A 20,936-nucleotide genomic window follows, 5' to 3' on the forward strand; every position below is an offset into this window, starting at 1 on the left:
TCACGCCAGTGGCATGCAAGGACAGCATCGGCACGCCGTACGAGGTCACCCTCGAACTGCGTCGCGACGGCACGCCGTACGGGAGCGTCGGAGAGCGGTGCGGCTGGCTGCTCGCGCGCCTGGCGCGCGGGGTGGACGAGGCCAGGCAGGGACGCGGAGCGGCCAGGCGGTGGACCGACCCCGACGACAGGTTCCCTGACGAGGACCCGGACAGCGAGCTGTTCTCCTTCCGCTACCGCACCAGAGCGGGCCTGGTGGGCGGCGGGGAGCTGCGCTGCCAGCTCAGGACCATCCCCGTGTGGCAGGCCACCAAGGGCGAGTGGCGGCTGACCAGAAGGGCGTACGTGGAGGCGTGGGGCTCGACGGGCGTGGGCATGCGGGCGGTGCTGACGTCGTCGGAGCTGTCGGTGTTCGTCCGGAGCCTCGTGGATGAGGCGGAAGGATGTCTGGAAGGTAGAGATCTGGCGAGGAATCCGCTAGACGGAGCAGGCACGGGCGATTCGCGGTGATAATTGCCTGTTGGGTCATGCGACCGAAGGCAACCGCTGGGGAGGCACTCCGTGGGCCTGCGCGATCTGGTCTACCGGCTGTATGAGCACAGGCTGGAGTCCAAGCTGTCGAAGGACATCATCCCCCGGCACGTCGGGGTGATCATCGACGGCAACCGCCGCTGGGCACGCGCGATGGGCATGCGTGACGTCGCCAGCGGCCACCGCAAGGGCGCGGACAAGATCTCGGAGCTGCTCAACTGGTGCCGTGAGACGGGCGTCGAGGTCGTCACGGTCTGGATGCTGTCCAACGACAACCTCAACCGGCCGAAGGAGGAGCTGGAGCCGCTGCTGCGCATCATCGAGGACGTGACGCAGGAGCTGGTGGACGAGGGCTGGCGGATCAGCCCGGTCGGCGCGCTGGATCTGCTGCCGGACCGGACGGCGAATGTCCTGAAAAACGCAAAGGAAGCATCATCACACCGTCCAGGCCTGATTGTGAACGTTGCAGTTGGGTATGGAGGAAGGCGTGAGATTGCCGATGCGGTGCGCTCACTGCTCCAGGAGCAAGCGAGCAAAGGGGCGAGCATCGAGGACCTCGTCGAGGTGCTCGATGTGGAGCACATCGCGGAGCATCTCTACACTCGCGGCCAACCCGACCCGGACCTTCTCATCCGGACCTCGGGCGAGCAGCGCCTGTCCGGCTTCATGCTCTGGCAGAGCGCTCACTCTGAGTTCTACTTCCACGAGGCCTACTGGCCTGACTTCCGCAGGGTGGATTTCCTGCGGGCGCTGCGCGACTACGCTGCGAGACACCGACGTTACGGTTCATGACGCGACAACGGGGCATTCAGAACGTAACGTAGTAAATGTCCGACCGCAGGCCGGACATTTCGGAGAGGGCCCGCCTTTGCACCAAGATCTGCCGAGGGGGCCGGTACCCGGCGCCGACGGCAGCTCGCGGTCGGGGATGTGGGTCCGGTCCGATTCCCGCCTCGTCTGCAGGGCGCTCGCGCTTATGGGCGCCCGGGGGAGAACGTGTGGCAGTGTCCTCGAGCAACCCTACTCACCTGTCGGCCAAGCGCACGTATGTGCTGGACACGTCGGTCCTGCTGGCCGACCCGGCGGCAATGACACGCTTCGCCGAGCACGACGTGGTTCTTCCGATCGTGGTCATCACCGAGCTGGAGGGGAAGCGCCATCATCCCGAGCTCGGCTACTTCGCCAGGAAGGCCCTGCGCTACCTCGACGACCTGCGCGTCCAGTACGGCAGGCTCGATGAGGCGATGCCCACGGGGGACGGCACGATCAGGGTTGAGCTCAATCACAGCGATCCGTCGATTCTGCCCGTCGGGTTCCGCCTGGGCGACAACGACACCCGCATCCTGACCGTGGCCCGCTCGCTGGCCGCCGAGGGCTGCGACGTGGTCCTGGTGTCCAAGGACCTGCCGTTGCGGGTCAAGGCGGCCTCGATCGGCCTGGCGGCCGAGGAATACCGCGCCGAGCTCGTACACGAGTCGGGCTGGACGGGGATGGCCGAGGTCCAGGTGACCGCGGAGGACGTCGAGGTGCTCTTCGACCAGGGCAGCGCCGACCTCGAGGAGGCCAGGGACCTGCCGGCGCACACCGGCCTGCGGCTGCTGTCGGCCAAGGGCTCGGCGCTCGGCAGGGTGCAGCCGGACAAGTCGGTGAAGCTCGTACGCGGTGACCGCGAGGTGTTCGGCCTGCACGGCCGCTCCGCCGAGCAGCGCATCGCGCTCGACCTGCTGATGGACCCGGAGATCGGCATCGTCTCGCTGGGCGGCCGGGCCGGCACCGGCAAGTCGGCGCTCGCGCTCTGCGCGGGCCTGGAGGCGGTCCTGGAGCGCCGCCAGCACCGCAAGGTGGTCGTCTTCCGCCCCCTGTACGCCGTGGGCGGCCAGGAGCTCGGCTACCTGCCGGGCACCGAGGGCGAGAAGATGGGCCCGTGGGCGCAGGCGGTCTACGACACGCTCGGCGCGATCACCTCGCCCGAGGTTATCGAGGAGGTGCTCGACAGGGGCATGCTGGAGGTGCTCCCGCTGACGCACATCCGAGGCCGGTCGCTGCACGACGCGTTCGTGATCGTGGACGAGGCCCAGTCGCTGGAGCGCGGGGTGCTGCTGACCGTGCTGAGCCGGATCGGCGCCAACTCGCGGGTCGTGCTCACCCACGACGTGGCCCAGCGCGACAACCTCCGCGTCGGCCGGCACGACGGCGTGGTCGCGGTGGTGGAGAAGCTGAAGGGCCACCCGCTCTTCGCACACGTCACGCTGACCAGGTCGGAGCGCTCTCCGATCGCGGCGCTGGTGACGGAGATGCTCGAGGACATCACGATGTGATCACTTGAGCTCGCCGCAGGTGTGCTGCCCCTCCGACCTGGAGGGGCGGTTCACGTTCTCCCGGACGATCTTCACCATCTCGTACGCCGCGTCCTGCTGGGCCGTGCAGACGATCTGCGCCATGCCGAGCCTGGTGAGCGTGCCGTCGCCCCTGACGTAGACGGTCAGCGTCGAGGTGCGGGGCAGCTGGATCTCGTCGCGCTGCACGGGGTTCAGCGAGTCCTTGATCCCCAGGTACGTGAACCCGCGCAGCGCGGTGTCCCGGCCGCCGTCCAGAGGTTGCGAGGAGGCCGCGAAGAGCGCGCCGAGCAGGCTGGCGACGGTGTCGTTCTCGACGTCGGCCGCCTCCAGGGCGAGCTTGCCGTTCCTGATCAGGAAGATCGTCTTGGACGGCGGCGGGATCTTGATGGTGGGCGCGTTCCCCCGGTCCTGGACGTCCGTGGGCGAGATGCCGCAGGCCGTCAGGGCGAGCAGGAGAGCGAGGACGAGAGCGCGGGTCATGAGTGCGGTAGCCAGACCGTGAAGAGCGTGCCGGGATTCTGCAGGCGTACGGAGATCGTGCCGCCGTGGAGGTGGACGTTCGCCCTGGCGATCGCGAGGCCGAGGCCGCTGCCCTGGCTGCGGGCCCGGCCCGCGCCGGCCTTGAAGAAGCGGTCGAAGACGTGCGCCAGCGCCTCGCGCGGGATGCCCTTGCCGTGGTCGCGCACCTTCACCTCCAGGCCGTTCTCCGTGCCTCTGGCGCTCACCATGACAGGTCGCTGCCCGTGCTTGAGCGCGTTGCCGACCAGGTTGGCCACGATGACGTCGAACCTCCTCGGGTCGAGGTTCACCGTCAAGCCCTGGGACGCCTTCACCTCCACCTGATCGGTCCAGCCGCGCACCTCCAGGCAGTCGGCGATGGCGTCGGCCACGTTCACCGGCTCGACGTTGAGCGTGGCCGTGCCCGCGTCGAAGCGGCTGATCTCGATGAGGTGCTCGACCAGCTCGCGCAGGCGCTCGATCTCCCTGAGGACCAGCCGGACGGCCTCCGCCGGCGCATCCGGCAGCCGGCCCGCCTCCTCGGAGAGCATGTCGGCCACGGCGGTCATGGCGGTCAGGGGCGTGCGCAGCTCGTGCGAGACGTCCGCCACGAACCTGCGTGACATGGCCTCCAGCGAGCGCAGCTCGGACACGCTCAGCTCCAGCGCCGCGGCCGCGTCGTTGAACCTGGAGGTCAGCTCGGCCAGCTCGTCCTGCCCGTGGACGGGCAGGCGCGTGTCCAGCCTGCCCTGGCCGAGCGCCTGCGCGGCCGCGCTCAGCCGCCTGACCGGCAGCAGCACCTGCCTGGCCGACAGCAGCGCCACGACCAGCGCGATCAGCACGATGGCGGCGCCGGCCTGGGCGAGCGTGGCCCTGAGCGTGTTGAGCTGGTTCTCGTCGCCCCGCATCGGGAAGAACGCGAACGCGCGCAGCCCGGTGGCCTGGGGAGCGCCGTCGACGTCGCGGTAGACCTCGGCGCCGACGATGAGCCAGAGCTGGTTGCGGATGACCTTGCGCTGGGTGACCACGCTCTGCTTGGCCCGGCCGTAGAGCTCGTTGGGCACGTCGCTCAGGGTCATGGGCCCCTCGGTGGAGACCAGCGTGCCGTACTCGACGATCACGCTGCGGCCCGGCCCGCTCAGCGCGGCGGCGACCCGGTCCAGCTCCTTGATGGTCGGCGCGGCCTCGCCGGGCGCGAGCTTGCCGATGGGGAACGTGATGCTGCCCAGCTCTCTGATCACGAGGTCGAGAGAGGTGTTCTCCTCGCGGGTCACGAGCGCCGTCTTGGCCAGCTCGAAGCCGATGGTGGCGACCAGCAGCGAGGCGGTGACGGCGACGAGGGTGAACGTGATGACGAGGCGGGCGCGCAGTCCCGTGGGCAGGGGGATCACGGAGGGCTGAAGCGGTAGCCGAACCCGCGCACCGTGTGGATGAACACGGGCTCGGCCGGCCTCGGCTCGATCTTGGCCCGGATCCGCTGCACGCAGGCGTCCACCAGCCGCGAGTCGGCGATGTGCGTGTGGTCCCAGACCTCGCGCAGCAGATAGCGGCGGTTGAGCACCTGGCCCGGGTGCCGTACGAGCTCCAGCAGCAGCCGCAGCTCGGTCGGCGTCAGGTGGATCTCCTTGTTGGCCAGCATGACCTTGAGCGCGCCCCGGTCGATCACGAGGTCGCCGAAGGTGATGCGATCGGAGGCGGCGGACTCGGCCCTGCGCAGGATGGCGCGGATGCGCGCGTCCAGGACCCGGGGCTCGACCGGCTTGACCACGTAGTCGTCCGCGCCGGCCTCCAGCCCGACCACCACGTCCAGGTCGTCGCCGCGGGCCGTGAGCAGGATGACGGGGAGCTGGTCGAGCTTGCGTACGCGGCGGCAGACCTCGATCCCGTCGATCCCGGGGAGCATCACGTCGAGGATCGCGATCTCCGGGCGGCGGGCCCTGATGTGGTCGAGTGCCTCCTCGCCGGTCGCGTAGGAGGTGACGGAATGCCCCTGCCGGGTCAGCGCCAGCTCGAGAGCCGTACGCACCGAGGGGTCGTCTTCAACCAGGAGGATGCCTGCCACGCACAAATTATTATTCCATGTCCCGAATGCCCGAACTAAGTCACCAAACTGTGACGTGTCACAGATGGGACACGGAAGTGGCCGAGGCAGCCTGGAAGCGGCCCCCTTCGGTTTGCGGGCCTCCGAGGGCGAGCTGTCTTTTGTGTGAGCAATATCACACTATTTCGGAAACGCCACGGTTACCAGCAAGTTAGCCAACGGGGCCCCAAGCGATTCCCGCGTTTCGGTTGCGAACCACCCCCCAGTACAGGGCAAGCTCATGGTTCGTGAGCCCTGGTCCGCAGTTGAGTGAGCGCCCGCCGAAGGAAGACCTTCCCCCGGCGCGCCGGCCCAAGAAGCGCCTGAGCGTGAAAGCGGTGGTGATCACCACCGTCTCGCTGGTGGTCGTGGTCGGCGGTGGCGGTTTCGTCGCCTACCGCGCCATGGAGAACGCCAAGAGGCCGGCCGTCACGCCGTTCACGCCCGAGCAGCTGGGCGCCATCGCGAGCGGCAGCTTCTACACGCCCGACCCCCAGAACGACGCGCTCAAGAACGCCGCCGAGCAGGCGTACAAGGCGGACAAGCTCAAGGACGGCCGGACCTCCGCGGGCAAGAACCCCGACATCGACTGGGTGGTGCCGAAGAAGGCGCCGGGCGGTGACGGGTTCCCCTCCATGAACTTCCCGCCGGGCAGCATCCCCTCGCCGGGCAGCAGCAAGGCCACCGCCAAGGCCATGCTCGCCTCCATGGGCTGGGGCGACGACCAGTGGGGTTGCCTGGAGCGGCTCTGGCAGAAGGAGAGCGGCTGGAACTCGCGGGCGATGAACCGCTACTCAGGCGCGTACGGCATCCCGCAGTCCCTTCCCGGCAGCAAGATGGCCAGCGCGGGCGCCGACTGGCAGACCAACCCCGCGACCCAGATCAAGTGGGGCCTCGGCTACATCAAGGGCCGCTACGGCACGCCCTGTGGCGCCTGGGGACACTCACAGTCGGTGGGTTGGTATTAGAGGGTCAACTTTCCCTCTTTAATCGGCAAGCCGCCGCGCCCGAACGTGCATGCGGGCCCACTCTGGCCGCATGGGTGTCAAGGTCAGCGTGATCGTCAATGTCCACAATCCGGGGGCCACCGCCGACGCGTGCATCCGCTCCGCCCTGGAGCAGACGATGCCCCCGGACGCGTACGAAGTGATCTTCGTGGACGACGGCTCCACGGACGGGATCGGCGAGCGCCTCGACACCATCGCCACGACCCGTGACAACGTGAGCGTCCTGCACCTGCCGCACACCGGGACGCCCATGCGCGGCCGCAACGTGGGCCTGGCGGCCGCCGCCGGCGACTACGTCTACTTCCTCGACCAGGGCGACCGCCTGGAGAAGGACGCGGTCGCCCGCATGTACGAGCGTGCCGTGGAGACCGACGCCGACGTGCTGGTCGGCCGCCTGATCCGCGACTTCGGGCCGCCGATGGCCGCCTTCGAGCGCGGCACGGCCCGCGCCGACATCCTGCGCGACCGCCTGCTCCAGCTGCTCGTGCCGCAGCAGCTCTACCGCCGCGCCTTCCTGGAGGAGCACGAGCTGGGGTTCACCGTGCCCGGCGGCAGGATGGCCGAGCAGGCGTTCGTGATGCGGGCCTACCTGCACGCCAAGGTCATCGCCGTGCTGGCCGAGCACGTCTGCTGCCACCTCGGCGACCGGCTCGGGGCCGAGGACGAGCCGCGGGCCATGGTCAAGGAGCTCGACGGGCTGCTCACCGACATCGAGACCTGCGTGGGCGAGGGCCGCCAGCGCGACCGCATGCAGGCCCACTGGTTCCGGTACGCCGTCCTGCGCCCGCTGCTGACCGCCCGCTTCGCCGACTCGTCGGTGGACCGGGGCCTGCACTTCCGGGTGGTGCAGGAGCTGGTCGAGCAGCGGTTCCCGGAGCGGCTCGACCGCTACCTGCCCGTCCAGCTGCGCGTGGTGGCCGCGTACGTGCGCATGGGACGCCTGGACCAGATCGTGCTCCTGTCGAACTCCTCCAAGCGCGCCGGGCTCCGCGCCGACCTGACCGAGATGCGCTGGGACGCCCACGTACTGGTGCTCGCGCTGACCGTGGAGGTCCTTTCGGGCGACGGCACGCCCGACCGGTACCGGGAGGACGGCGAGCGCCTGCACTGGATCCCGCCGCGCTCGCTGGAGACCAAGGCCCTGGACGAGAGCGTCACCGACGTCACCGAGGCGGTCGAGCGGGCCCGCGTCGAGCTGTACGTGCGCCACGCCGAGACGGGAGTGATCCACTTCCTGCCCCTGACCCAGCACGTGGAGCGCATCCAGGACGGCCGCCGCCGGATGCGCGTGCAGATCAGGGGCGAGGCCCAGCTGGACGTGACCGCCGCCGCGGTCGGCGAGCCGCTCAGGCCGGGCCAGTGGGAGGTGCACGTACGCATGTTCGGCGGCGCCAACCAGGCCAGGAGCCGGGTCGGCAGCTCGGCGGGCCCGCTCAACTGCCTGGGCGTGCTGGCCCAGCGGCCCAGGACGCGCCTGGTGGTGCCGTGCTGGACCGACCACGGCGACCTGGGCCTGGCGGTCGAGCCGCGCTCGTTCTCCGAGTCGATCGCCCTGGTGTCGCGCGGGGTGGAGGTCAAGCGGCTCGACGGGCACGCGTACGTCGTGCTGCCGGTGCCGTACGTGCCGCCGAGCGGGGGACCCCCGCTGGAGCTGGTGCTGCGCAGCACCGGGCGGCGCGGCCGCGAGGTGTGCGCGCCCGCCCTGGTCGAGGCCGGGGTGCCGGGCCGGCTCGCGGGACAGCTCGTGGCCAAGGTGCCGGTCAAGCGGATGATGCCGCCACCCGACCAGCTCGGCCCCGGTGCCTGGCTGACGTCGCTGCGCACGGCGGAGGAGGAGATCGGGCTCAGGTTCGCGCTGGAGGTGCGCAGGGGCAAGATCCTGGTGCGGCCCGCCGCCGCGGTCGATCCGGGGCGGCGCTCGCCCATGGGCAGGGACACCGTCCTGTACCGCATCGGCAGGCGGCTGCCCGGCGCGCGTCACATGGTGCGCCTGGCGCGCGCGGGCAGGCACCGCTACCTCAAGGACTGACCCAGCCCTCCAGCTCCTCGAAGGCGCTCCTGAAGGCCGGCAGCATGGGCTTGAGGCGGTCGGGGTAGACGTCCACCAGGCTGTCCAGGTGGTTGCCGCCTTCGACGCGGTGGTAGCGGAACGGCCGGTGCGGGCCGACCATCTTCGCGTAGACGTCGGAGTCGCGGGAGATCGGCAGCAGCGTGTCGAGCGTCCCGTGGATCGTGATCAGCGGCTTGGTGATCCGGCCGGTCAGCGCGATCTTCGCCACGGCCGCGTACGGCTTGCGCCGGTCGTAGTCGTAGTCCGCCGCCGCGCCCTGGTAGGACGGGTCCAGCTCCTTTTGGTAGAGCTGCTGGGTGAGCTCCCAGTAGTACTGCCGGTGGAACGGCCACAGGAACTCCGAGCCCGCCGCGAACCCGGCCGCCCGCACCCCGGCCTCGTCCGGGTACGCCTTCAGCGCGGGCGGCAGGAAGTTCAGCAGGTTGTCGCCCTTGACCCGCCAGAGCGTGCCCTCCCAGTCCACGCCGCCGTCGTAGAGCCAGCCGCGGTTCTCCAGCTGCCATCTGACCAGGTAGCCGCCGTTGGAGATGCCCGCCACGAACGTGCGCTGGGGCTTCCTGCCGTACCGCTGCCTGACGACGGCCTTGGCGGCCACCGTGAGCTGGGTGACCCGGTGGTTCCACTCGGCGATGGCGTCGCCGGGATCGCGGCCGTCCTCGTGGAAGTTCACGCCGACGTTGCCCTTGTCGGTGGCGGCGAACGCGTAGCCCTTGGCCAGCACCCAGTCGGAGATCGTGTAGTCGTTGGCGTACTGCTCCCTGTTGCCCGGGGTGCCGCCGACGACCAGGCCGCCGTTCCAGCGCTCGGGGAGCCTGATCACGAACTGGGAGTCGTGGTTCCAGCCGTGGGTGGCGTTGGTGGTGGAGGTGTCGGGGAAGTAGCCGTCGATCTGGGTGCCGGGCACGCCCGTCGGGTTGACCGTGGCGGCCGAGTGCAGCCCGGCCCAGTCGGCCGGGTCGGTGTGGCCGGTCTTCGCGGTGCCCGCCGTGGTCAGGTCGTCCAGCGTGGCCACCACGGCCTGCTCCGCGCCCGGCACCGTGAGCTGCGGGGCCGGGGTGAGCAGGCTCGCGACCAAGGTGAGCGCGACGAGCATCACGCCTCCCCGAGGTGAGCGGTCAGCAGGCGCAGGAACTCTTCGGGGTGCTCCAGGTGCGGGCTGTGGCCGCAGTCGTCGATGACGGCCTCGCGGTACGGGCCGTAGCGCTCCAGCACGGCCCTGGTCTGGGCCACCATGGGCTGGGCCGGGGTGCCGGGGGAGCCGGGCACGACGCCGAGCGCGCCCAGGTGGGCCAGGTCGAAGAACGACGTGTCGGAGACGATCACGTCGTCGGCGCCCCTGATCCACAGGACGGGCGGCTTGGGGTCGATCTCGTGGAGGTCGTCCAGACGGAAGTGGGTGGGGGCGATGGCGTTGAGGATGCCGAGCTTGCCGGGGGCCACGCCGGGCCACTGCTCCGAGGCGGCGGCGTCGCCCGGGTAGTTGGCCTCGCCGACGCGGGTGGTGAGCATCGAGCGTACGTAGAAGTCCTCGTCGGCGACCTCGGGGTGCTTGACGTACGAGGAGCGGAAGACGCTGCGCGGCGACGTGGGGGATTCGTCCGACATGTCGCCCGCTTTGAGCCGGGCCACGAAGTCGGGGTTGGCAGCGCCGGCGCCCGCTCCCGTGCCGTCGGGGTGCGTCAGGCGGCCGTCCGGGCCCTCCGTGCCGCCGAAGCCGTACGGGGAGATCGGGTTGACCAGGGTGACGCTCCTGACGATGGCCGGCCGGTCGCGCAGGACCTGCAGCACGATGCCGCCGCCCAGGCTCCAGCCGACCAGGTGCACCCCGTCCAGGCCCAGCGCCTCGACCAGCTCGATCAGGTCGTCGGACCAGTCGCGCAGGCCCCTCGTGGCGTCCACGGGCGCGGGGTCGCTGTCGCCGAAGCCGCGCAGGTCGACCGCGAGCGGGCGGTAGCCGCCGGGCAGCGCCGCCATGCTGTCGCGCCAGAAGGCGGCCGAGGAGACGTTCCCGTGCACGAACAGCACCGGCTCGCCGGTGTCCCTGCCCTCGACGGTCAGGACGTTCTGGGTGAGTCTGGGCGTGGTGACCTTCATCGCGCGTGGATCCTTTCGGCCAGGTCGCTGCCCTGGGTCTCGCGGGCGGCGTAGACCGCGCCCAGCGTGAGCAGCGCCGCCAGACCAAGGTAGACCGAGATGGGCAGGCTGCTCGAGTACGACTTCAGCAGCGCGACCGCGATGATCGGGGCCAGCGCGCCGGCCACGATCGCCGACAGCTGCGCGCCGATGGAGACGCCGGTGTAGCGCATCCTCGTGCCGAAGAGCTCGGAGAAGAAGGCCGCCTGCGGGCCGTACATCATGCCGTGGAAGAGCAGGCCGACGGTGATGGCGAGGGTGATCACCAGGAAGTTGCCGGTGTCCACGAGCGGGAAGAACGCGAAGATCCACACTCCGATGCCGGCGGCGCCCGCCAGGTAGATCGGGCGGCGGCCGATCCGGTCCGACAGCGCGCCCCACATGGGGATCGTGACGAAGTGGATGGCCGAGGCGATCAGCACCGCGTTCAGCACGGTGGAGTTCTCGATCTTGACTGACTTGGCGTACGTGATGACGAAGACGGTGAGCAGGTAGAAGGAGATGTTCTCCGCGAGGCGCGCGCCGATCGCGGTGAGCACGTCCTTCCAGTGGTGCCGAAGCACGCCCACGATGGGCGGCGCCTTCTCCGGCGGCGCCTCCTGGAACACCGGCGACTCGGTGATCGTCAGGCGGATCCAGAGGCCGATCAGCACCAGCACGCCCGACAGCAGGAACGGCACCCGCCAGCCCCACGCCAGGAACGCCTCGTCCGACTGCCAGGCGGCCAGGGCCGCCAGCACGCCGGTGGCCAGCAGGTTGCCGCCGGGAGCGCCGGCCTGCGGCCAGGAGGCCCAGAAGCCGCGGCGGGCCGTGTCGCCGTGCTCGGAGACGATCAGCACCGCGCCGCCCCACTCGCCGCCGAGCGCGAAGCCCTGCACGAGCCGGAGCGAGGTCAGCAGCAGCGCCGCGGACGGACCCAGGGTCTCGTACGTCGGCAGGCAGCCGATCAGGAACGTGGCCGCGCCCATCGTCAGCAGGCTGACGACCAGCAGCGTCTTGCGGCCGATCCGGTCGCCGAAGTGGCCGAAGACCAGGCCGCCGAGCGGACGGGCGACGAATCCGACGGCGTAGGTGAGGAACGCCAGCAGCGTGCCGGTGAGCGGGTCGGACTCGGGGAAGAAGAGCTTGTTGAAGACGAGTGCGGCTGCCGAGCCGTACAGGAAGAAGTCGTACCACTCGATGGTGGTGCCGATCAGGCTCGCGGCGACGATCTTCTTGATGGAAGTGGCCATGCCGGTCACGGTAAGGAGTGACCGGCGTCACTCATATGGGGTCGGGGCCCACAGTCTGTGGGGTGGATGTGTGGCCGAGCCGGTGCAGGCGGAGCGCGAGCTGGATCTCGAGCGCGCGTTCCGGCTCCAGCCAGCCGTCGCCGAGCAGCTTGCCGATCCGGTCGAGCCGCTGCGTGACGGTGTTGACGTGGATGTGCATGGCCTCCGCCGTACGGGAGGGCGAGCCGCCCGAGCCGAAGTAGGCGGCCAGCGTGTCGGCCAGCGCGGTGCCCCTGCGGGCGTCGTAGTCGATCACGGCGCCGAGCACCCGCCCGACGAAGCCGCGCACGTCACGGCCGTCGCCCACGAGCAGCCCGACGAACCCCAGCTCGGCCGCGCTCGCGCCGTCGCCCGCCCGTCCGAGGGCGATCAGCGCCTCGGCGCACCTGCGTGCCTCCTGGTAGGCCACCGCCACGTCGCCCGCCACGGCGCCCGCCCCGGGCTCGCCGCCGCCCGGCGGCCGGGCCGGCGCACCGGGGAGGCACACTTTCGACGCGCCCGCCGTCGCGGGCACCTGCAGCGACGCGCTCAACTCGGCGGCGACGCGCTGCGCGATGCCGCCCGCGTTGGCCCCCGGCAGCAGCAGCACCACCTCGCCCGCCCGGCCGGCCGCGAGCCCGTGCCGCAGCGTGGCCTGCGACGAGGCCCAGAACGCGGCCCGTTCCCGCTGGCCCTCATGCCGCACCACGACCACGACGTGCGGCGCCGAGAGATCGACGCCCAGCCGCCGGGCCCGGTCGGCCAGGCCGGGGGAGCCGGGCCGCGAGATCAGGTCGTCGAGCAGCTCGCCCCTGACCCGGCCCTCGGCCTCCGCCACGCTCCGGCGGAACAGCAGCAGCAGCGCGCACACCAGCGCCGCCCGCTCCAGGATGCGCCCGTCGGCGTCGTCGCTGCGCAGGATCAGCGTGCACAGCGGCTCCCCGCCGACGTCCACAGACGCGATCAGCAGGTCGCCCCGCCGCACGGTCCGCCCCAGCGCCCTGGACGCCTGCGCCGACTCGAACACCCCGGCGTCCAGCTCGCCCACGTCACCCGTGAGCGGCCGCCCCAGATCGTCCAGCACGGCCAGTGAGCCGCCGAGCACGTCGGTCACCACGGCCGCCACGTCCTCGATCCCGCCGCCGCGCAGCACCAGCGAGGTCATCCGGTCGTGGGCCAGCGCGGCCCGCTCCACGGCCTCCCCGTGCGCCCTGGCGGTCCTGTGGGCCTGGGAGAGCTCCTCCAGCGCGTTCCTGGTCTCCTGCAGCAGCCTGGCGTTGTCGATCGCGACGGCGGCGTGCGCGGCCAGGCTGGCCAGCAGCGACACCTCCTCCTGGTGGAACGGCCGCGCGCTGCGGTTGGCCGCCATCAGCACGCCGATCACCCGCTGCCCCAGCCGCAGCGGCACGCCCAGGATCGCGACCAGGCCCTCCTCCGTGACGGCCTCGTCGATGTGGTGCTTGTGCCGGAACCTGGCGTCGGCGAAGTAGTCGGCCGTCGAGTACGGGGTGGCCGTCTGCGCGACCAGGCCGCCCAGCCCCGCCCCCATGGCCAGCCGCAACGCCCTGAACTTGGCCGAGATCGACCCGTCGGTGACCCGCATGTACGTGTCGCCCTGCTCGGGGTCGTGCAGCGTCATGTACGCGACGTCGGTGGCCAGCAGCTGCCTGGCCCGGTGCACGATGGCCTCCAGCACGGCGTCGAGGTCGCGCAGCGCGGCCAGGTCGCCGGCCGTGTCGTAGAGGGCCGACAGCTCGGCCTCGCGCCTGGCGCGCCGCTTGAGCAGGTCACGCACCTTGAGCGCCTCGACCTTGGCCTGCTCCAGCTCCTCGATCGTGGCCGGGTCCGCGCCCCGCGCCCTGGCCTCGATGATCGGCCCCTCGAACTCGACCGCCGACGCCTCCCGCGCGAGCAACTCCAGGAACTGCGTGCTCATGGCCTCACTCCGCTCGGCGGCTCGGCCGCTGGGATCCGTAGCACTAGTGCGCCGTCCAGCCGCCGTCCATCGGAAGGGAGACGCCGGTGATGAACGACCCGGCGGGGCCGCAGAGGTAGGCGACCAGCTCGGCCACCTCCTCGGGCTCGATCAGCCGCTTGATCGCGGCGGGCTGCAGCATGATGTTCTCGACGACCTCGTCCGGCTCGATGCCGTGCACTTTAGCCTGGTCGGCGATCTGCGCCTCGACCAGCCCCGTCCGTACGTAGGCGGGGCAGACGCAGGTGGAGGTGACCCCGTGCGGCGCCCCTTCGAGCGCGACGACCTTGGAGAAGCCCTCCAGCCCGTGCTTGGCCGTCGTGTACGCCGACTTGAACGGCGAGGCACGCAGCCCGTGCACGGACGAGATGTTCACGAACCGCCCCCAGCCCCTGGCGTACATGCCGGGCAGCACCTGCCGCGCGATCAGGAACGGCGCCTCGACCATCACCCGCAGGATCGCCGAGAACACCTCGGGCGGGAAGTCCTCGATCGGCGCGACGTGCTGGAAACCGGCGTTGTTCACCACGATGTCGACCGGCTCGTCAGGCAGCGCCGCCACGAAACCGGGATCGCTCAGATCGGCCACCACCGCCACCCCGCCGATCTCGGCGGCGATCTTCTCGGCCGGCTCGGCCCGCAGGTCGACGACCAGTACTTTCGCCCCGTCGGCGGCCAGGCGCCGGGCGCAGGCCGCCCCGATGCCGCCCCCCGCCCCCGTCACAAGCGCGGTCCGCCCCGTCAGCTCCTTCGCCATACCCCGAACCCTAGGCGGTGGCCGCGCCACGACGCATGGGTGCCGGCGACATAGATCCGCGCCGCCCTATGTGGATCACGGCGTCTGCTATCTTGAACGCATGACCGCGTATTCGTCCCAGTGGTGGCCCGCCTCCTAGGCGGACCTCCCAGCGCATACGCACCGGCCGCCTCGACGAGGCGGCCGATCGCATGTCGTACGCGCCCCCGTCGAGCACTGACGAAAGGGGCGCTCACCATGACCACCACCTGGCCAGCACTGCTCACCACGCTGCTCGACGGCAGGTCCCTCACCTCCCTCCAGGCCAAATGGGCCATGGAGCAGATCATCGGTGAGACGGCCACGGACGCCCAGATCGCCGCGTTCGCGATCGCGCTCCGGGCCAAGGGCGAGAGCGTGGCCGAGGTGTCCGGGCTGGCCGACGGCATGCTCCTGAAATCGGCCGCGATCAGGGTCTCCGGCGACCCCGTGGACCTGGTCGGCACCGGCGGCGACCGCGCCCACACCGTGAACATCTCCACCATGGCCGCCATCGTCGCCGCCGCCGCGGGCGTCAAGGTCGTCAAGCACGGCGGCCGGGCCGCCTCCTCGCTGGCGGGCGCGGCGGACGTGCTGGAGGAGCTGGGCGTGGTCATCGACCTGCCGCCGGCCGCGGTGGTCAGGGTCGCGGACGAGGTCGGCATCACGTTCTGCTTCGCGCCCGCGTTCAACTCCGGGCTGAGACGCACCGCCGGGCCGCGCCGCGAGCTGGGCGTGCCCACGGTCTTCAACTTCCTGGGCCCGCTCACCAACCCGGCCCTGCCGGCCGCCCAGGCGGTCGGCGTCTTCCACCAGGGGATGGCGCCGGTCATCGCGGGCGTGCTGGCCCAGCGCGGCTGCTCCTCGCTGGTCTTCAGGGGCGACGACGGGCTCGACGAGCTCACCACCACGGGCCCCTCCACGATCTGGGTCGTACGCCGGGGCACGGTCACGCCCACAGCCTTCGACCCGGCCGACCTGTCGATCCCGCGGTCGCGCCAGGACGACCTGCGCGGCGGCGACGCCCGGCACAACGCGGCCGTGGCACGGGCCGTGCTCGCGGGCGAGCGGGGCCCGGTGCGGGACGTCGTCCTGCTCAACGCGGCCGCCGCCGTGGTGGCCGCCGAGGGAACGCCGCCCGCACCCGACCTCACGCCCGCCCTGGGCATGGCCTACAAGCGGGCCGCGGAGGCGGTCGACTCCGGCGCCGCGCTGTCCCTGCTCACGCTGTGGGCGCACGCCACGCAGGCCCAGGCGTCAGCGGGTCACTGAGGCCGGGTCATCGACAACACATCGAGCGCGGCGTCGAGCTGCTCCTCAGTGAGGGTGCCGTCGGCCACGTGGCCGCGCTCGATGACCACCTCGCGGATGGTCTTGCGCTCCGCCAGGGCCTGCTTGGCGATCTTCGCGGCCTCCTCGTAGCCGACGTACCTGTTCAGCGGGGTGACGATCGACGGGGACGACTCGGCGTACTCGCGCAGGCGCTCGACGTTCGCCGTGATGCCGGCGACGCAGCGGTCGGCGAGCAGCCGCGACACGTTCGCCAGCAGCCTGATCGACTCCAGGATGTTGCGCGCGATGATCGGCAGCTGCACGTTCAGCTCGAAGTTGCCGGACGCGCCGGCGAACGTGATAGCCGTGTCGTTGCCGATGACCTGGGCCGCGACCATGGCCGTGGCCTCGGGGAGCACCGGGTTGACCTTGCCGGGCATGATGGACGAGCCGGGCTGCAGGTCGGGCAGGTTGATCTCGGCCAGCCCGGCGCGCGGGCCCGAGCCCATCCAGCGGAGGTCGTTGGCGATCTTGGTCAGCGAGACGGCCACCACCTTGAGCTGGCCCGACAGCTCGACGATCGAGTCCTGCGCGCCCTGGGCCTCGAAATGGTCACCGGCCTCGACGAACGGGATGCCGGTGGCCTCTGCCAGCTTGGCGATGGTCGCCTGAGCGAAGCCCGGCGGGGTGTTGATGCCGGTGCCCACGGCCGTGCCGCCCAGGGGCAGCTCGAGCACGCGCTCAAGGGCCGTCGCGACCCGCAGGACGCCGTTCTCGACCTGGGTGGCGTACCCGCCGAACTCCTGGCCGAGCCTCACCGGGGTCGCGTCCATCAGATGGGTGCGCCCCGACTTCACCACCCCGTCGAACTCGACCGCCTTCTCCCGCAGCACCGCCGCCAGATGCCTGAGCGAGGGCAGCAGGTGGAAGGTCACCTCCGTCGCCGCCGCCACATGGATCGAGGTGGGGAAGACGTCGTTGGACGACTGGGAGGCGTTCACGTGGTCGTTCGGGTGCACGGGACGGCCGAGGCGCTCCTCGGCCAGCGTCGCGATCACCTCGTTGGCGTTCATGTTGGACGAGGTGCCGGAGCCGGTCTGGAAGACGTCGATCGGGAAGTGGGCGTCGTGCTCGTTCTCGGCGACGTCGGCCGCCGCCTGGGCGACGGCCTCGGCCAGGTCCTTGTCGATCACGCCCAGCTCGCCGTTCACCTCGGCGGCCACCGCCTTGATCAGGCCGAGCGCGGCTATGTGGGACGGCTCGAGAGGGCGTCCGGAAACCGGGAAATTCTCCACTGCCCGCTGGGTCTGCGCGCGCCACCTGGCGCCTGCGGGCACGCGCACCTCGCCCATCGAGTCATGCTCGATTCTGAACTCGCTCATGACTTCCAGTCTGACCCACGACCGCCTTACCGCCGCGGCGCGGGTCAGCTGGAGAAGAGCGCGACGATGAGTACGGCGATCACCACGGCGGCCGCGGCGGCCACCGCCATGAGCACCAGCATGCCGTTGCGGTTGCCCGAGGGCTGCTCCGGCTGCCCGGCGATGGCGAACAGGTCGGTCCCCAGGCCCTTGCCCTGCCGCGGGACCTGCTGGCCTCCAGGCGGGGGCGGCGGCTGCTGGGGCCCTGGCTGCCGGGGGGCGGGATGCCGGCCCGCGGGTGGTGTGGTGGGCGGATAGACCTGCTGGCCGGGCGCGGGCGGGAGCTGGATGCGCGTGGTGACGACCGCGCCCTCGTCGCCGGGCCCCTGCGGCGGCCTGCTCTGCTCCGGAGCCGGCGGGAACGGGCCCTTGGGACGCTGGACGCTGACCGTCCGCTCGGGGTCGAACCCCGCTTCAGGAGAGGCTGCGGCTCCTTGAGGGCCGGACTGCGGCTGGCGCTGAGGCGCGGCGTTGCGCGGCACGGTGGGCGTGCCGGGGCTCGTCATCGGCCCGTGCGGCCCCGACGCCGGCCCACGGCCCGGGCCGCCCGGGCCACCGGGCACCTGGCCGCCTGGCGCGCCGACAGGCCCTCTGGGGGCCTGCGCGCCCGGGCCCTGACCTGGGCCCTGGCCTGGGCCCTGACCCCGGCCGGCGGGACCCGGGCCCCAGGGAGCCTGGCCGCCGGGAGCGCCCGCGCCTCCGGGTCCGTACGGCGCGGGGCCGGCGGGCCCGGCCTGGGGGACCGGGGGCTTCTGCACAGGGTTCGTCTGGGCCTGGCCCGGATTCTGCTGGCCCGGATTCTGCTGGGCCGGATTCTTTTGGGCTGGGTTCTTGCCGGCGAACGGGTCGGGCAAAGCGGCCTCCTGCGCCATGAGAGCCTCAGCCGTGATCGCCGGCATGTCGCTCGTGGGGGTGTCGGCGACCATGCGCAGCAGGGTCTCCGCCTTGGCAGCGTTGAGGCGCTGCCGGTAGTCCTTGTTCAGCAGCCCGTTCAGCACGGGCCGCAGCTGACCTGCCTGCGTGGGCGGGTCGGCGCTCTCGGTGAGCAGCGCCGCCAGCGTCTCCGCGATCGTGGCCCGCTCGTACGCCGGGCGCCCCTCGACGGCGAAGTAGAGCGTCGCCCCGAGCGACCAGATGTCCGACTCGGGGCCGGTGTACTCGCCCCTGGCACGTTCCGGGGCCGTGTAGCCGGGCGAACCGATCACCATGCCCGTTTTCGTCAGCCGCGAGTCGCCCTCGGCCTTGGCGATGCCGAAGTCGGTGAGCACCACGCGCCCGCTCTCGGTGATGAGCACGTTGCCCGGCTTGACGTCGCGGTGGGTGATCCCCTGGGCGTGCGCGGCGCGCAGCGCCCCGAGCAGGTCCACGCCGATCTCCGCCACGAGCCGTGGTGGCAGCGGCCCCTCCTCGTCGATCACCTGCTCCAGCGATCGGGCCTCGATGAGCTCCATGATGATCCACGGGCTGTCGTCCTGGATCAGGACGTCGTGGATGGACGCCACCGAGGGATGGTTGATCCGCGCGGCGATGCGGCCCTCGCGGACCATGCGTTCGCGCAGCTCGGCCCGCTGGTCGTCGGTGAGTCCCGGGTCCTGGCGGATTTCCTTGACCGCCACCTCGCGCCCGAGCGCGCGGTCGCGGGCGCGCCACACGGTGCCCATCGTGCCCCGGCCGAGCGGGGCTATGAGCTCGTAGCGCTCCGCGAGCAGGCGTGTCTGCTGTTCCGGCATGAGAAGAAGATATCGATTCTCGCTTGGGAAGTGCTTTACCCTCGCTTGCGAAGTTCTCTTGGCCAGAACCGTCGAGGAAGGCACAACTTTATCACCGTCGCTTTGAAACGGGCATAAGCGGACGGCGTCGGCCGCGCTTCGACGCGCTTCCTGTGCACGCCCTCACCGGGCTTGCGCTCCTGCCTGGGCACCGGGACAGACAGCGCTGTCGTGGAGACGTCGGCCCTGTGAAGCCCACGATGCGTGGGCCTGCGTGTGAAAGACGGCGGGTTGATGGCCGGCCCGGAACGTACGGGCTTGCGCGGGGCCAGCGGCTCCTCGGCCGAGCCTCCGGCGGCCACCCTGGCCAGCATGAGCGAGGCCCGCACGGAGTCGAGCCTGGTCGCGGGGTCGATCCTGAGCAGCGCGTCAAGCACGGGGGCCAGCGGCCCGGCCTTGGTCATCGGGATCGGCTCGCCACTGGTCAGCGCCGCGAGCGCGGCGGCGGCCGTACGGCGCCCGTGCAGGCCTCTGCCTTCGACGGCGGTGTAGAGGGTCGCGCCGAGCGACCACAGATCGCCCGCCGGGCTGGCCTTCGAGCCCAGCACCCGCTCTGGAGCGATGTATCCCGCGGACCCCAAGACGATGCCCGCCTGGGTGATGGAAACGTCACCTTCCAGTGCGGCCAGACCGAAGTCGGTGAGCACCGCGCGGTCCTCGGTCACCAGCACGTTGCTCGGCTTGACGTCGCGGTGGAGGATCCCCTTGGCGTGCACGGCGCGCAGCGCCCCGAGGATCTGCCGGCCGATCTCGGCGGCCCTGCGCGGGTGGAGCGGTCCCTGCTCCTGGATGAGCTGCTCCAGGGACTTGGCCCGCAGCAGCTCCATCACGATCCACGGCCGGTCGTCCTCGGTGACCACGTCGAAGACGGTGATGACCGAGGGGTGCGCGACCATCGCGGTCGCCCGGCCCTCGCGCTCGGTGCGCGCGCACAGCTCGGCACGCAGCTCCTCGTCGAGCACGTTGGGCAGGCGCACTTCCTTGACCGCCACGTCGCGGTCGAGCAACTCGTCATGTGCCCGCCAAACGGTGCCCATGCCGCCGCGTCCGACCGGCTCCATAAGCCGGTAGCGCGCGGCGAGTAGGTAACCGGAGGGCGCACGCATGCCTGGCAGCTTACCTATTTGTGTAAACCGACCAGTAGAGGCGCGGCCGATAAATTGTTGCGAACTTAAGTCAACCCGCCTGACTCGTGACGTCAGCAAACCTCCTGGCCAGATCGGCCCAGTTGATGAGGCCCTGCGGATTCTCGGCGCAGTCCGGGCGCGCGTTCCGATACAGAGGGTAGCCGGGGAGGCTCCCGGACAGGCGCCGGCGAGGCGTGGCCGCGGGGTCCTGCCGTCTCTTGGCAATGTCGAGGGAGTCAGATTGGTCCAGCCTCGCGGACGGCCTTACCCACGGCCCGCACGGGCCTGCCGTACCGGCTTTCCTGAACGCGTTTGCGCAGCTCGGCGGCGATGTGTGTCGTGCGGCACACTCGCGGGCCCGTTAAATGTGCATGATGCAAGGCAGGGGACTTTCAGGTGTACGGCAGGCTGACGGACAGGAACTGAGGGGCCCCGTCAGCGAGTTGTAAGGGTCCCGTAAGGGGGCGGGGGCATGGTACAGCCATGAGAGAGGGAGTTCTCCCACAGGCCCGCAAAGTGTCGGTGCCCGGCGTCAGAATGAGGGCGAACACCAAGGTGCCACCACTAACGACAGGTCGTTGAAGGACGTGATGAAGATGCGCCAGACCCAGGTTCGCACCCGGCCGAAGAAACCGAGCGGGATCGCTCTGGACCTTCGCACGCCGTCGGGGCGCAAGCTGCCCTTTTGA

At 71.0% G+C, this 20,936-nt stretch carries 17 protein-coding genes; 6 read left to right on the forward strand and 11 right to left on the reverse strand.

The window, feature by feature from the left end; translation table 11 throughout:
• The first annotated feature begins 8 nt into the window (after positions 1-8).
• The 3 genes from AB0J87_RS31045 (at position 9) to AB0J87_RS31055 (ending at position 2,848) form a co-directional block, all read left to right on the forward strand.
• Positions 9-509, forward strand: a complete 501-nt coding sequence (locus AB0J87_RS31045) for a hypothetical protein (protein WP_350725691.1) — start codon at positions 9-11, stop codon at positions 507-509.
• A 51-nt stretch (positions 510-560) separates the two neighbouring features.
• Entirely contained in the window at positions 561-1,322 is a 762-nt protein-coding gene (locus AB0J87_RS31050; RefSeq protein ID WP_350725689.1) for an isoprenyl transferase, read from the forward strand.
• Positions 1,323-1,528: 206 nt separating this feature from the next.
• Positions 1,529-2,848 carry a PhoH family protein gene (locus AB0J87_RS31055; RefSeq protein WP_357733111.1) on the forward strand — a complete coding sequence of 440 codons (1,320 nt, stop codon included), beginning with the start codon at positions 1,529-1,531 and terminating at the stop codon, positions 2,846-2,848.
• Here the strand turns inward: AB0J87_RS31055 and AB0J87_RS31060 are convergent, their stop codons facing one another.
• Genes AB0J87_RS31060 through AB0J87_RS31070 form a run of 3 tightly spaced genes read right to left on the reverse strand, consistent with a single transcriptional unit; the run spans position 2,849 to position 5,429 of the window.
• Positions 2,849-3,349, reverse strand: a complete 501-nt coding sequence (locus tag AB0J87_RS31060; protein ID WP_363970777.1) for a hypothetical protein — start codon at positions 3,347-3,349, stop codon at positions 2,849-2,851.
• Positions 3,346-4,758 (reverse strand): HAMP domain-containing sensor histidine kinase, encoded by a 1,413-nt coding sequence (locus AB0J87_RS31065; protein ID WP_363970779.1) that lies wholly within the window; start codon positions 4,756-4,758, stop codon positions 3,346-3,348. Before AB0J87_RS31065 ends, AB0J87_RS31060 begins: the two co-directional genes overlap by 4 nt.
• The gene (locus AB0J87_RS31070; RefSeq protein ID WP_355197335.1) at positions 4,755-5,429 is read right to left on the reverse strand and encodes a response regulator transcription factor; all 675 of its coding nucleotides are present in this window, start codon (positions 5,427-5,429) and stop codon (positions 4,755-4,757) included. Before AB0J87_RS31070 ends, AB0J87_RS31065 begins: the two co-directional genes overlap by 4 nt.
• 347 nt (positions 5,430-5,776) lie before the next feature.
• Here AB0J87_RS31070 and AB0J87_RS31075 point away from each other — a divergent pair, with 347 nt between their 5' ends.
• Both AB0J87_RS31075 and AB0J87_RS31080 read left to right on the forward strand, forming a co-directional pair.
• On the forward strand, positions 5,777-6,415 hold the full coding sequence (locus tag AB0J87_RS31075; protein WP_363970782.1) for a lytic transglycosylase domain-containing protein: 639 nt from the start codon (positions 5,777-5,779) through the stop codon (positions 6,413-6,415).
• Positions 6,416-6,485: 70 nt separating this feature from the next.
• Positions 6,486-8,483 carry a glycosyltransferase family 2 protein gene (locus AB0J87_RS31080; protein WP_363970784.1) on the forward strand — a complete coding sequence of 666 codons (1,998 nt, stop codon included), beginning with the start codon at positions 6,486-6,488 and terminating at the stop codon, positions 8,481-8,483.
• On the opposite strand, the gene AB0J87_RS31085 is transcribed toward AB0J87_RS31080, so the two are convergent.
• The 5 genes from AB0J87_RS31085 to AB0J87_RS31105 are packed head-to-tail and all read right to left on the reverse strand — an operon-like array spanning position 8,473 to position 14,640.
• Positions 8,473-9,618: a tannase/feruloyl esterase family alpha/beta hydrolase gene (locus tag AB0J87_RS31085; protein WP_363970786.1), complete on the reverse strand. Its 1,146-nt coding sequence runs from the start codon at positions 9,616-9,618 to the stop codon at positions 8,473-8,475. The two genes, AB0J87_RS31080 and AB0J87_RS31085, sit on opposite strands and share 11 nt — an antisense overlap.
• On the reverse strand, positions 9,618-10,619 hold the full coding sequence (locus AB0J87_RS31090) for an alpha/beta hydrolase (protein WP_363970788.1): 1,002 nt from the start codon (positions 10,617-10,619) through the stop codon (positions 9,618-9,620). The genes AB0J87_RS31085 and AB0J87_RS31090 overlap by 1 nt, the downstream gene beginning before the upstream one ends.
• Complete coding sequence (locus tag AB0J87_RS31095) at positions 10,616-11,890, reverse strand: MFS transporter (RefSeq protein ID WP_350725671.1); 1,275 nt, start codon at positions 11,888-11,890, stop codon at positions 10,616-10,618. Before AB0J87_RS31095 ends, AB0J87_RS31090 begins: the two co-directional genes overlap by 4 nt.
• 31 nt (positions 11,891-11,921) lie before the next feature.
• On the reverse strand, positions 11,922-13,844 hold the full coding sequence (locus AB0J87_RS31100) for a GAF domain-containing protein (protein ID WP_363970791.1): 1,923 nt from the start codon (positions 13,842-13,844) through the stop codon (positions 11,922-11,924).
• Between the two features lie 43 nt (positions 13,845-13,887).
• Entirely contained in the window at positions 13,888-14,640 is a 753-nt protein-coding gene (locus tag AB0J87_RS31105; RefSeq protein ID WP_363970793.1) for a 3-hydroxybutyrate dehydrogenase, read from the reverse strand.
• Between the two features lie 237 nt (positions 14,641-14,877).
• On the opposite strand from AB0J87_RS31105, the gene trpD reads away from it, so the two are divergent.
• Positions 14,878-15,930: an anthranilate phosphoribosyltransferase gene (gene trpD, locus AB0J87_RS31110; RefSeq protein ID WP_363970795.1), complete on the forward strand. Its 1,053-nt coding sequence runs from the start codon at positions 14,878-14,880 to the stop codon at positions 15,928-15,930.
• Here the strand turns inward: trpD and AB0J87_RS31115 are convergent.
• Genes AB0J87_RS31115 through AB0J87_RS31125 form a run of 3 tightly spaced genes read right to left on the reverse strand, consistent with a single transcriptional unit; the run spans position 15,924 to position 20,226 of the window.
• Positions 15,924-17,312 carry a class II fumarate hydratase gene (locus tag AB0J87_RS31115; protein WP_363970797.1) on the reverse strand — a complete coding sequence of 463 codons (1,389 nt, stop codon included), beginning with the start codon at positions 17,310-17,312 and terminating at the stop codon, positions 15,924-15,926. The genes trpD and AB0J87_RS31115 overlap by 7 nt on opposite strands.
• A 44-nt stretch (positions 17,313-17,356) precedes the next feature.
• Positions 17,357-19,081 (reverse strand): protein kinase, encoded by a 1,725-nt coding sequence (locus AB0J87_RS31120; protein WP_363970799.1) that lies wholly within the window; start codon positions 19,079-19,081, stop codon positions 17,357-17,359.
• 35 nt (positions 19,082-19,116) lie between these two features.
• Entirely contained in the window at positions 19,117-20,226 is a 1,110-nt protein-coding gene (locus AB0J87_RS31125; protein ID WP_363970801.1) for a serine/threonine-protein kinase, read from the reverse strand.
• Positions 20,227-20,936 lie beyond the last annotated feature (710 nt).

It is taken from the genome of Nonomuraea sp. NPDC049625 (assembly GCF_040675285.1).
Lineage (GTDB): Bacteria > Actinomycetota > Actinomycetes > Streptosporangiales > Streptosporangiaceae > Nonomuraea > Nonomuraea angiospora_A.

What these genes read in the sequence shown, in the direction of transcription:
- AB0J87_RS31095 (WP_350725671.1), bottom strand. Translation starts at nt 11,890, where the DNA reads ATGGCCACTTCCATCAAGAAGATCGTCGCCGCGAGCCTGATCGGCACC.
- trpD (WP_363970795.1), top strand. Translation starts at nt 14,878, where the DNA reads ATGACCACCACCTGGCCAGCACTGCTCACCACGCTGCTCGACGGCAGG.
- AB0J87_RS31120 (WP_363970799.1), bottom strand. Translation starts at nt 19,081, where the DNA reads ATGCCGGAACAGCAGACACGCCTGCTCGCGGAGCGCTACGAGCTCATA.
- AB0J87_RS31080 (WP_363970784.1), top strand. Translation starts at nt 6,486, where the DNA reads ATGGGTGTCAAGGTCAGCGTGATCGTCAATGTCCACAATCCGGGGGCC.
- AB0J87_RS31105 (WP_363970793.1), bottom strand. Translation starts at nt 14,640, where the DNA reads ATGGCGAAGGAGCTGACGGGGCGGACCGCGCTTGTGACGGGGGCGGGG.
- AB0J87_RS31060 (WP_363970777.1), bottom strand. Translation starts at nt 3,349, where the DNA reads ATGACCCGCGCTCTCGTCCTCGCTCTCCTGCTCGCCCTGACGGCCTGC.
- AB0J87_RS31115 (WP_363970797.1), bottom strand. Translation starts at nt 17,312, where the DNA reads ATGAGCGAGTTCAGAATCGAGCATGACTCGATGGGCGAGGTGCGCGTG.
- AB0J87_RS31085 (WP_363970786.1), bottom strand. Translation starts at nt 9,618, where the DNA reads ATGCTCGTCGCGCTCACCTTGGTCGCGAGCCTGCTCACCCCGGCCCCG.
- AB0J87_RS31090 (WP_363970788.1), bottom strand. Translation starts at nt 10,619, where the DNA reads ATGAAGGTCACCACGCCCAGACTCACCCAGAACGTCCTGACCGTCGAG.
- AB0J87_RS31100 (WP_363970791.1), bottom strand. Translation starts at nt 13,844, where the DNA reads ATGAGCACGCAGTTCCTGGAGTTGCTCGCGCGGGAGGCGTCGGCGGTC.
- AB0J87_RS31125 (WP_363970801.1), bottom strand. Translation starts at nt 20,226, where the DNA reads ATGCGTGCGCCCTCCGGTTACCTACTCGCCGCGCGCTACCGGCTTATG.